This window comes from Micromonospora sp. NPDC048887, assembly GCF_040649715.1.
Classification (GTDB): domain Bacteria; phylum Actinomycetota; class Actinomycetes; order Mycobacteriales; family Micromonosporaceae; genus Micromonospora.
On sequence record NZ_JBEZGA010000033.1, the window covers coordinates 1 to 10,368 of the forward strand.

8 protein-coding genes are annotated in these 10,368 nt (G+C 64.3%); 3 read left to right on the forward strand and 5 right to left on the reverse strand.

All coding sequences use genetic code 11. From position 1 onward, the window contains the following. The first annotated feature begins 105 nt into the window (after positions 1 to 105). A complete protein-coding gene (locus AB0C17_RS28870) occupies positions 106 to 279 on the forward strand; it encodes a hypothetical protein (protein WP_357391209.1) in 174 nt (57 codons plus the stop codon). A gap of 57 nt (positions 280 to 336) precedes the next feature. Here AB0C17_RS28870 and AB0C17_RS28875 read toward each other — a convergent pair whose 3' ends face one another. After that, positions 337 to 2,778 carry an NACHT domain-containing protein gene (locus AB0C17_RS28875; protein WP_357391207.1) on the reverse strand — a complete coding sequence of 814 codons (2,442 nt, stop codon included), beginning with the start codon at positions 2,776 to 2,778 and terminating at the stop codon, positions 337 to 339. A 28-nt stretch (positions 2,779 to 2,806) separates the two neighbouring features. Further along, positions 2,807 to 3,784 carry a patatin-like phospholipase family protein gene (locus AB0C17_RS28880; RefSeq protein ID WP_357391205.1) on the reverse strand — a complete coding sequence of 326 codons (978 nt, stop codon included), beginning with the start codon at positions 3,782 to 3,784 and terminating at the stop codon, positions 2,807 to 2,809. Between the two features lie 837 nt (positions 3,785 to 4,621). Between AB0C17_RS28880 and AB0C17_RS28885 the strand changes: the two genes are divergently transcribed. Next, positions 4,622 to 5,509 carry a site-specific DNA-methyltransferase gene (locus AB0C17_RS28885; protein ID WP_357481383.1) on the forward strand — a complete coding sequence of 296 codons (888 nt, stop codon included), beginning with the start codon at positions 4,622 to 4,624 and terminating at the stop codon, positions 5,507 to 5,509. 72 nt (positions 5,510 to 5,581) lie between these two features. Here AB0C17_RS28885 and AB0C17_RS28890 read toward each other — a convergent pair whose 3' ends face one another. From AB0C17_RS28890 to AB0C17_RS28900, 3 genes are all read right to left on the reverse strand, one after another. Beyond that, positions 5,582 to 6,247: a hypothetical protein gene (locus AB0C17_RS28890; protein ID WP_357481386.1), complete on the reverse strand. Its 666-nt coding sequence runs from the start codon at positions 6,245 to 6,247 to the stop codon at positions 5,582 to 5,584. Between the two features lie 27 nt (positions 6,248 to 6,274). Continuing rightward, positions 6,275 to 6,673, reverse strand: a complete 399-nt coding sequence (locus AB0C17_RS28895; protein WP_357481389.1) for a hypothetical protein — start codon at positions 6,671 to 6,673, stop codon at positions 6,275 to 6,277. A gap of 292 nt (positions 6,674 to 6,965) precedes the next feature. Then, positions 6,966 to 8,027 (reverse strand): DUF262 domain-containing protein, encoded by a 1,062-nt coding sequence (locus AB0C17_RS28900; protein ID WP_357481392.1) that lies wholly within the window; start codon positions 8,025 to 8,027, stop codon positions 6,966 to 6,968. A gap of 367 nt (positions 8,028 to 8,394) precedes the next feature. Here AB0C17_RS28900 and AB0C17_RS28905 point away from each other — a divergent pair, with 367 nt between their 5' ends. Further along, positions 8,395 to 9,342 (forward strand): hypothetical protein, encoded by a 948-nt coding sequence (locus tag AB0C17_RS28905; RefSeq protein ID WP_357481395.1) that lies wholly within the window; start codon positions 8,395 to 8,397, stop codon positions 9,340 to 9,342. The last annotated feature ends 1,026 nt before the right edge of the window (positions 9,343 to 10,368 follow it).

The window sequence follows — 10,368 nt, forward strand, 5'->3', positions numbered from 1 at the left end:
ATACCGGAGACCTCGCTACATCTCGAACACCGACACGCCAAGATCCTCACCCAACAGCTCAAGCCCTCGCACGGACTTCGACACAGGCCCTAGGCCCACCGGCCGATGGCCGTGGTCGACTGGATCAACTACGAGCGCCGCCGGCAGCAGTACGCGGTGCTCCGGCCCGGCCAGTCGGACCGGCAGCAGACGTACGTCGGTCGTCCCTGGGTGGTGGCCGACGAGCGGGGCCGAGGACTGGTGTGTTTCGAGCCGGCCCGGTACACCTGCGCACCGTGATCCGCTGAGCCGTGCCGGGTGCCCTCAGGACGTCTGGCTGTTCGGCCGGGGTCGTTATCAGCCATCTGCTGTGGCACTGCGGACATGCGGCCCGACGGCCGCCCGTTCCTGGGCTTCGCGCGTCGACTCGTACCGACTGGTCGCCCTGGCCAGATATCTCTGCAACTCAATGTGACGGAACTGGTAGACCGCTCCAATCTGGCGGAGGACACCGAGGCGGTGAGCGTCGTCGACGAATTTCATGAGACGCCACGGCAAGTCACCCCGGACGGCGAGCCAGAAGCGGGCGATGACGAACGGGCCGTACGAGGACTGGACGCACGCCGCCACCAGCCCGACGGTCAGACCGGCGGCGAGGCCGACGCTGGGGCGTACGCCGAAGGCTGCGCCCAGGCCAAAGGCGAGTCCGCCGAGGGTACCGACCATGAGGAAGGTCCCGCGGTCGCGTTGGAGCACGCTCAGCGGGTCCGCGATCTTGTTCGGGTCTACGGTGGTGCCCTCAAGACCAGCGGCCAGGCCGCCGAGCACTCCGACGACGATGCCGGCGAGGATCCCCAGGCGAAGCTCGGAGCGCAGCCACACCTGTGTACCGATGGCGAGTCCGACGGTGATCCCGACGACGAGACCGACCTTTGAGTAGTGCAGGGCCCGCACCTCCCGGGCCGGACGGCGCAGGCCGGTGAGCACGACGACTGCGCCAGCTGCCAACCACGCGGCGACTCCGTCCACCAGACCCGCGACCACGCCCCTGCCCAGACCGGCGGTCAGTGCCACCGCCATGCCGCCCAGGAGGCCGCCCGCGAATCCCCGGCGTCTACCACCGATGGCACCGGCGCCGATGCCCGCACCCAGACCCCCCATGAGGCCGGCCCAGACCGGGGTGCCCCGCAGGACGTGGCAAAGCATCCCCCCGGCCAGCGCACCGAGAAGACCACCGACGAAACCCGCCGCCATGCCGCCCACGATGCCGACGCGTCGAGGCACCATCAGGAGTTGGAAGGTGTTCGGGTGCCGACGGCCCGATCCGTTTCCCGGGTGCCCGATCGGCAGAAACACCACGGCCAGGGCGACGAGGATGCCGAGACCGAGACCCATCCCGAGCGTGTCACCGAACGCGGCGACCAAGCCGACCGCGAGCGCGGGCAGGGCGCCGACCGAGAGAGCGATCACCGGAGCGCCGACCTTCTCGCGCAGCTCCCACCAGGCCAGGTCGACTACGGCCCGCTTCTCCAGCCAGACGGCGAGGAGGCCCAGCCATCTGATCGCGCGTTCCTTGTCACAGAACGGCTCGGGTTTCTGCCCGGGGAACTGCCGGTAGGCGGCGGGCAGGAACCCGGCGAACAGGTGCTGATCGAGCGCCGCCCGGTCCCGGAAGCGGTCGCTGTCGGTTAGCTCGTCGGGGTGAGGCAACTCATCCAGGGGCTCCTCAGAACGAGGGTTGTAGATCGCCCGGGCCAGGCTGATCTGAAGCGGGGTGGTGAGAACCTCGCGCAACGGCTCCGATCGGGTTGCGGCAGCGAAGACGCCCGACCACCGCTCCTCCCCGCCCTCGGCAGCCAGGTAGTAGCGAGCCGCAGGGAGGCGTACCGACTCGATCTCAATGGCCAGGGTTAGGTGCAGTCGGCCAGCCGTGCCGGGATTGTCGTCGACGAGTTCGGCGAACTCTTCCGTACGGGAAGAGAGCACGAAACCGGCGCCTCGGCGCATCTCGTTGTTGATGCCGTCGCGGGCAGCGGCGCGCAGTGCTGCGGGCAACTCGTCGAACCCGTCGAGGACCGGCAGGAGCAGGTCTGCGTCGATCAGTCGTCGTGCCCAGGTGACGCCCCGGCCATCGGTCTCCCCCAGTTGGGGGTGGTCGTTGGAGAGCCGCGTCTCCAGCCAGTCGTACAGACCGGTGTGTTTCGGGTCCCACGACGCGAGTGAATAGAGGACCGGGACAGCGTTGACGCCCTTGGGCGTGCCGCGCAATTTGAGCAGGCGCAGAACGAGGCGGACCAGCGCGACGGTCTTGCCGGAACCGGCGCCGCCGAGCACGAGCAGCCGCCGAGTCGGCGCCCGCCGCAGTAGCACCTCGGCAAGGTCGAGGTCGTCACCTGCCAGGGCGGTTGAGCGCGCCCAGCCGCCTTCGGGTGCCGGCCACCACTCACTTGCCGCAAGATGCAGCGTGCTGAGCGGGGTGGTCAGCTCCGCGGGCGCCACCTTCCAGCCCAGGGGGAACGGGCGCGGTTCGTTGAGGTTCCGCGTGCCCATCTCCGTCGTCCATTGACTGCTTATCGCGTCGGCGAGGTTGTTGAGCACCGCGTCCAGCGACGGCTGCTCGTACCTCTGATCGCGCTCGCGGACCGCAACGGCCAGGGCGAGGACGACGGCAGCCCCGGACAGTGCCCACTGGCGCGTTCCCCACTCGTCAGGAGTACCGCCGGTAGCAAGGTTGATGAGGGCGGGCACGACGACGAGGCCGATCAAGGTGCTGGGAATCACCGTCCGCCGCGAAGCCATGCACCCACGGTAGCGATCCGAGCAAGCCTCACCCTTGTTCGGCTGACCTGCGTCCGCTGATCGAAAAGTACGCCCCGTCCAGCGGTCGCCCGAACGCCTCGAAGATCGACTGATAGCCGACACGAGCCCCGTCCAGCAGCGTTCCGCGATCGAGCGTGAGCCGCCGTACCCGATGGGAGCCGGCGGCGGGTCGGAGCCGTAGAACGGACGTACCCCGCACGTCCACAGTGGTGCCTGTCTTTAAGAGCTGCTTGTCGGCCTCCCAGGCGATACGCGCCTCAAGTGCCGCGTCGCCGAGTCCCCGTGCCCACTGGTTGAGGGTGCGGTGCAGGACGAAGCTGGTCACCCGGTTCGCGTCCGTGGGGGTTCCCTCAGGAGCTGTATTGATCATCAGGACATGGGTGGCGCCATCGGCCAGCGCCGGATACAGGGGATCGGGCCAGAGCAGTCCGCCGTCGAGGTAGCGATGGCCATCGAGCCGGTACGGACGACCTGCGAGGATCGGCAACCACGACCCGGCCATGAGATAGCGGTGGATGTCCGGGGCGACATCTCGGACATCCAATGGCTCCGGCAGCATCGTGTCCACATTTGACAGGGCGATCCGCACGTCGAAAGGCGAGTCGGCCAGCGCGACGGTGTCGAGCGGAACTTCCTCCCGCATCACCCGCTCGAACACGTACGGCATGTTGAGGCGCGGTCGGTGCACCAGGTAGGCCGGATTAACGAAGCCGCGCGGAAGGTGGTCGTAGTAGACGGAGAGAGCATCCCAGCTGCCGCCTGCCGCGAAATATGCCAGATTGATGGAGCCCGAAGAGGTGCCGTACATCCGGTCGAAGACGCGGGTGATGCCCAGGTCGCGCAGTGCGATGAGCATCGCGCCCGACACCACGCCGCGCATGCCGCCACCCTCGAGGGTGAGCGCCAGGACATGGTCGTCGGGCTTTCCGGCGAGCCGGTCGCGGATGACCTGCCAGACGTCCGGCCGTGCCATTTCGTCGCTCACAGCCTCCACCTTCGCCCACCGCTGGGCGAGGCGGCAAGGGCGGCCGGTGACGCCGGTCGCCACCTGAGGCTGCCGGCAGGTGCCGCCGCCTCGTCTCTGGACGTCACCGATCTCGTGTTCATGCCGGTCGGTTCAACAGGCGTACCTGTGCCGCCGGGTGGATTCCGCCCTGCGCTGGCTGGCCCGCACCGCCGAGACCGTCGTCGGCCCGGCTACGCGCCCCGACCCGACCGGCTGGTCAGACCGCGTGAACTGAACCTGTCACCTACTGGTCCAGCAGACCGTCCCCGGGTGCCGGTGACCTGCGGTGGCACGCTCCCACCACAAAGGGACGACCCCCGTCGGGGGGATGCGGTCTCAAGCTGTCGCCGCTGCCACCTGGTGGCGGCCCGCGTCGACGAGCAGGTGCCGGGCGTCGCCCGCTCACGTTCGGGGTCGCCCCACACCAATGCTTTCGCTGCCTTTTCGCTGCCTTGCTGCCTGACGCCTCGCTTACAAGCTCTGTGCGTCGCGTCCGCACGCGCCCAGGAACGGTCGCACGCTCGGAACCTGGTCCATGGAAGCACCGGTCTATGTGCCGCCGTTCGGCGAGGTTGCTGTCGACAGCCGTGCCTCTGGCCCATCTGCGCCAGCGTGCTGCGAGTCACTCGATGAGCATCGAGCCGTCTCGGTTATCACAGCTCTTGGCTACCCTCGCCTTTCTGGAAGAGCCTCGCCTTGGTCAGGTGGGGCGCCCCGCGCCACTAGGGCGTCGACCAGCCTGAGGGCGTGGGCGAGCCTCCTGTCGCTTGCTGCCAGCCGTTCGTAGACTCAACGCCACAGATGTGAGGAGCGCCCGTGCCACCCAAGCCTGCAAGAAATCCGCGCGAAGCGTTGCGAGAGGGGCCAACCGAACACAAGGTTATCCTCGGGGACAGCCGGACCATGCAGGAGATTCCGGACGAGTCGGTACACCTCGTCGTCACATCACCCCCTTACGCGAACCTGAAGCAGTATGAGCCAGGTAATCCCAATCAGCTCGGGGACATCGATGACTACGAGAAGTTCTTAGACGAGCTGGACAAAGTCTGGGCTGAATGCGCTCGGGTACTCGTTCCAGGCGGCAGGATCTGTTGCGTGGTGGGGGACGTCAACATCGCGCGGTCCAAGGGCGGTCGGCATTACGTGCTACCCCTCGGCTCAGACATCCGGGTGAGAGCGCGACGCCTTGGTCTAGACCATCTTCAAGGAATCATCTGGTATAAGGTTGCCAACATCAAGCTAGAGGCATCGAACTCAAGCCGGTTCTTGGGTAAGCCGAACCTGCCGGGTGGCGTGATCAAAAATGATATCGAACACATCATCTTCTTGCGCAAACCGGGTGGCTACCGATCTCCTTCGGCAGAGATGGAGCAGCAGAGTTTCATCCCGACCGACGATTACGTGAAGATGTTCCGGACGATCTGGGACGATATTCGGGGAGCTTCCCTCAAGCTGCACCCGGCACCCTTCCCATTGGCAATTGCCGAGAGGCTCATCCGCATGTTCTCGTTCGTCGGGGACACGGTCCTTGACCCATTCGGAGGAACCGGCACCACCGCACTTGCCGCCCTTCAACTGAAAAGATCGTCAATCAGTTACGAAGTCGAGCCGAAGTATTTTCGAATGGTTGAAGCTAGGCTCGGCCGCCCACAGTTGGACGATGACGCAAAACGCATCTTTGTTGAGCGAGCGAGCGACCTCTAGCTTGGAGGCAAGGCTCACCATTGGGGACAAATGTCGCTGTGAGCGGCCCGAAGGCCGGCCACAGCCATTTGATCAGGTGTTACCAAACCGCTCCCGATGGATCTCCACCATCCGGTCGAAGAACTCGTCGGGGTCGGGCGTCAAGGAATGGTATTGCACGGGAAAGGGCGGGCCAGCGTCGAAGTCTAGCAAAGAGCAAGAAACTACTTCGAACTTCTCAGGGAAATCATCAGGGCCAAGCCTGTCCGATGCCTCACCGACGCTGTCACCGAGACGTCCGAACCAGAAATCGCCGCTCTCGCGCGCCTCGCGCATTACGACTTGCTCGGGAATTCCCTTCGCAATTGCTGCGTTCCGCTTCCCTCTCCGATCGACCGACTCATCAACTCGCGACATCATGAAGAGGTAGCCGGTGACCGCCCACGGCCATCGCCGGTGGAGGTTAACGGCCTCTCCGAGCATGTCGTCAATTCGGTTAGGGACCGTCCCTGCATGATTAGAGATAATGGATTTGCAAGATATACCTAGAGTCACTTCGCCGGTCTTAGAGATCCGGCCAACATCCCACATCTTGTCGCGATAGGCACCTGGAAGCCGTTTCTCGATCTCCGCCCCGTAAAGTCCTCTCCGAGTCAGCTCCTCGCAGCAATAGAGCTGCACCTCTAATTGGCGATTGGCCGCTCTTGCGGGGCGCAAGCGAAATCGCTCCATCGCGTCTTGCAGGCGTTCGTAAGTCACTGCCATCCATCCCGGGTTCCATACGGGTCATCGTTTACTCAGATAGAAGGAAGACCCCTGACACTGAGGCTCTATCCAGTCGAGGAAGTCGCTCCAGCGAGCGCCCCAAACGTCAATCAAATTCAACATTTCCCCATGGCTGTAGCGGCGCCCGACCTCCTCCGGCGTTAGTCGGCCGTGAGCGATTCCGTTACGCTCATCCACAACTGTGTCTATTCGCTCCCAAACTTCTCTTAGAACTGGAGCCGGGTTCCCCAAGTCGAACAGCTCGCAGAAGAGCTTCACCTGAGACCTCTTCATGAAGCTTCCGTCGTCAGGAAAGAGATCCTTGTTCAACTCCCGGGCAGGACGCGACGACAATGCCGCAACTACTCCTGGTCCCGAGGCTTTCCAAAGCTTTCGTTTGCCGCTATCGGCGATGCTCACCAGCTCACCGTGCACCAGGAAGAGCTGGATCCCAGGCTTTAGTCTTCTTGCTTGGGCTCTGGACTTCGCTGCCGCCTCAAGCAGGGTTCGGCAAAGGCTATATAGAAGGTTTTCATACGCGGCAAATAGAAGGACGACGGCGAGACCACGAGCCTCACGCGAGATGTCACGTAAGGGGGGATTCGTGCCATCGTCTTCAAGCGCTGGGAGGGCTGGCTTAGTAGACTCGACCAGTCGGCGCGCGACCTCAACCCGCTCCGTCAGCTGCTGTCGGTGCGGGCCGCATTCGACTTTAGTGCTCAAGGAACTTGTCCCGACAGTACTCGATTCGCCCCCTGACCCTATTCCTTGTATTAGCCCCGCCGCCCGCGTTAGCCTTCAGCTCAGCGCTATTAATCCAGTCGAGGTTCTCGGGGGCGGCGAGCCTCGGCTTTTCCTTAAGGGCAAGAGCAGCACCCACGGCAATTCCCTCGAAGAGGTTTACCGGAGTTAACCCCTTACGGGTTCTGATGCCGTCCGGGAAGCACTGTTCGAGGAATTTGAAAGTCCTGTCAAATACTCTGGTTCGCTTGAGAGTGTCGGGCTTATCCCTAGCAGCGATCGTAAAGTCGTCCAGAAAGTCCTTAACGGCGTGCTCGAAGTTCTGATAGTTTTCAAGGTAGGCAAAGAACCGGAGCACGAATTCTTCCCTTGTGCCGTCTTGCTGGCTACTCTCGGAGAGTCTGATCACCGAGTTGAAGTGGTCGCGCGATGCCAGTTCTTCCAGCAGATCGATGAACGGTCCGCGGAACACACATTCCCTGACCTCTTGATGAGTCAGGGTAATCCCGCCAGTATTAATTCTCTCGAACAAGTCGAACCGAACCCGAACATTGCTCTTGTCGTTTAGTACGACGACCTTTAGGGGGCGATCCTCAAAGAGTGACTGAAGATCGCCCGGAAGCGACTCGAATGTAGCACCCTCGAACGTCTTCAACTTTTCGAGTCCGGTTAGATGGAGAGGGGAGTCCTCCATCCCGATCTTTCTTTTCGCTAGCTCACTACCTGCGAAATGAACAAGGGTCGTGATTCGCTGAAGGCCGTCGACTACCTCCCAGCTGTTCGCTTGCCCCGCCTCAGCGTTCGTCGCCATGAAAAGAGGGGGCACGGGAATTCCAAGGAATATCGACTCCACAAGTGCGGATTGGCGCGGCTGAAGCCAGCGGAACTTGCGTTGATATGCGGGGGCAACGTCGATACGCCCCTTCTCAACCCGCCGGAGTAGCTCGTCAACCGTAACGTCATAGGTGTCAAAGTCGACTTGGTGGCGTCTGTCGTTCAGCTCTTTGCGCTGCTGCGCGGCCGTGGCGCTCAACGTAGTCCCCATCCTCAATGCTGCTGAACTGTCACCCTAAGGGATCAGAGCCTGGCGCCGTGCTACCCGAAAGGTCAGGCTAGGTCCTCCAGCCGTCAACCGACCCTTGACGTGAGACGGAGGCGCGACAAGGCAACGGCGCGACGAGGCGGTGGTGCGGACGCGGCGCGACACACCGGGCAGCCCTCTGGCCTGCTGGCAACGCCGGCCCGAGGAGGTCGCAGAGGCTCGCAAGTCTAGCTAGGGCGGCCTGCAGGGGCGTCGCCGTAGGGACGCCAATTGCTCTTCACCTTGGAGAGCGGCGGTTGCTGACTCACCGAGTGGCAGAACGGCAATGATGTCGGAGGTTGCTCTTACGCTTCCGGTCATGAGTGGCGACAGCGGCCGCGGCTACCCCGGCCATGCCCGAGTGGAGGGCGTACACGAGCAGTTTGCCGTTGGCGGCCTGGTCTATGACGTCGCGGTCGAGCCGACTGGCGATGACCGGGTGTCAGTGACGTTGACTGGCTGCGACGATGACGGGCAGCTCATCACGTCTCTGACTGGGGTAATGCCCCCCGGGGCCCTTTCCGTTGCCGCCCGGCTACTCGGGCTCATGCTGCCGAAGGCGGCGCAACAGCTTCAGCCTGATGGCGACTGGCGGGCGTACCGCGTAGCTGAGGTCAGGGAACGACACCCAAGGGCCTACGAGCGGTGGACGACCGAAGACGAGCAGCGTTTGCTTGCTCGGTACGCCGAGGGGGTCACGATTGACCGGTTGGCCGCCGAGTTTGGCCGCAACAGCGGGGGCATCGTGTCCCGACTACAGCGGCTCGGGGCTGTCGTGGAGAGCCAAGTGTCCACGGGAGCGACAAGTATCTACGACGAGCTCGGACGCGTTCCCTGGGTGGCACCGCCAGCCCTCCGCGTTCCGGACCCTGTGCCGCCGCGTCCCGGGAAACAGAATGCCCCGGCGGCTGTCGATGTCTCTGACCGACATGACGACAAGCCGGACGGCCCTGTTATTACCGTCACTGTCGGCTCCCTGGAATCATTCGGATCTGTGGTGGAGCTACTTATGCAGGCCGGTGCACAGGGGCAAGGTAATCGGCGCTTCGTAGTCCACCCGCCGTTGAGCCCAGGTCAGCTCGAGGCGCTTCAGGACCTCGATGGATACGAGGACGCTGTCAAAGTGTCGCCTCCCCCCGGCAACTCGAGCATTTGGGAACCGCAGCCGGGAAAGCCCGAGCCTGAAGCGGACTTCCACGTTGATTCATGGTGGAACTGGCAGAACAACCAGAAGGGAAACCCCCTTCACCGGCCAGCGACCTGGTGAAGCCAGACACCTGATCAGGGTAGAACTGGCAATGGCTGAAGGCTTTCGACGCCGCAGCCTGCATCTTCACCTTTCGCTAACGCTGCCGTCTGCCATCCCGTCGCCGTCGACCCGCCCTCAGGGGAGCGGGCCGCCGCCCGGCCCGCCATGTCAAGCGGACCTTGACGCAGGTTCGGACGCTGGCGGGTCGGGCGGTGGTCTGCTCGGCTCGCCCGGGTCGATGGCAGGCGGGATGGCCTACCGCAACCACCCACGGACCGCAACCCGCCGTCGCAGCCCCGGCCATCCTGGAGCCGGAGCGCCCCCGCCGGAGGCGCAGTAGCCGCAACCCCGCGACCGCCGCCAGCACGCCGACGCGGCCGGCGTGCGCTCCCCTACGCCGCGCGGGCTCCTGGCCGCGCGGCCCGGCCGCCTGCCGGCCCACCCTCACCCGTTAACAGTCTGTCGTTCTGCAGGGGCCCGCTCGGGATTCCCCGCTGTCCGCGCCAGCCGCGGGCGTTCGGCGTGGTCCGGCCCTGGCGCAACGCGGAGGGGCCGGGCCACGCGCCCTGGCGGCGGCGCGTGCGGCCCGCTTGTCGGGCCGCCTTGAAGACGTACAGAAACTTTGAACCACATCGCCGGCCGCCGGCCGTCAGCTGCGGGTGGCCCTTCTGCCAGCTTCGGTCATTGACTTGAGGCGGTAGCCTGCGTTTATAGGAGGGCGAATGGATGCGGAGAAGAAGTGGCTTGAACGGCAGAGCGGACTCCTTGTCCCGACCAACTCCGTACGGCCCCCCGAACCAAGACCGCGCAGGGAACGAGGTGCAGGATCCGCCACTGCCGATTGGATCACAGCGCGGGCGACACAGATCACCGCCGGGGTTGCCGCACTCGCCCTCTGCATCTCGATCCTTACATTCGCCCTGCAATGGCGGGATGCAGAATCGCGGAAATGAGTTCCCCCCGCTTCGATGGAGCAGTGGTTACCGGCTGCCGGCTGGTGCCGGGATGGCGATAGGTGGTTCGGCTGGTTCGGTTTCGCGGGTG

Excerpts from the sequence above, each read along its gene's own strand:
- AB0C17_RS28870 (WP_357391209.1), top strand. The coding sequence starts at position 106 with ATGGCCGTGGTCGACTGGATCAACTACGAGCGCCGCCGGCAGCAGTAC.
- AB0C17_RS28875 (WP_357391207.1), bottom strand. The coding sequence starts at position 2,778 with ATGGCTTCGCGGCGGACGGTGATTCCCAGCACCTTGATCGGCCTCGTC.
- AB0C17_RS28905 (WP_357481395.1), top strand. The coding sequence starts at position 8,395 with ATGAGTGGCGACAGCGGCCGCGGCTACCCCGGCCATGCCCGAGTGGAG.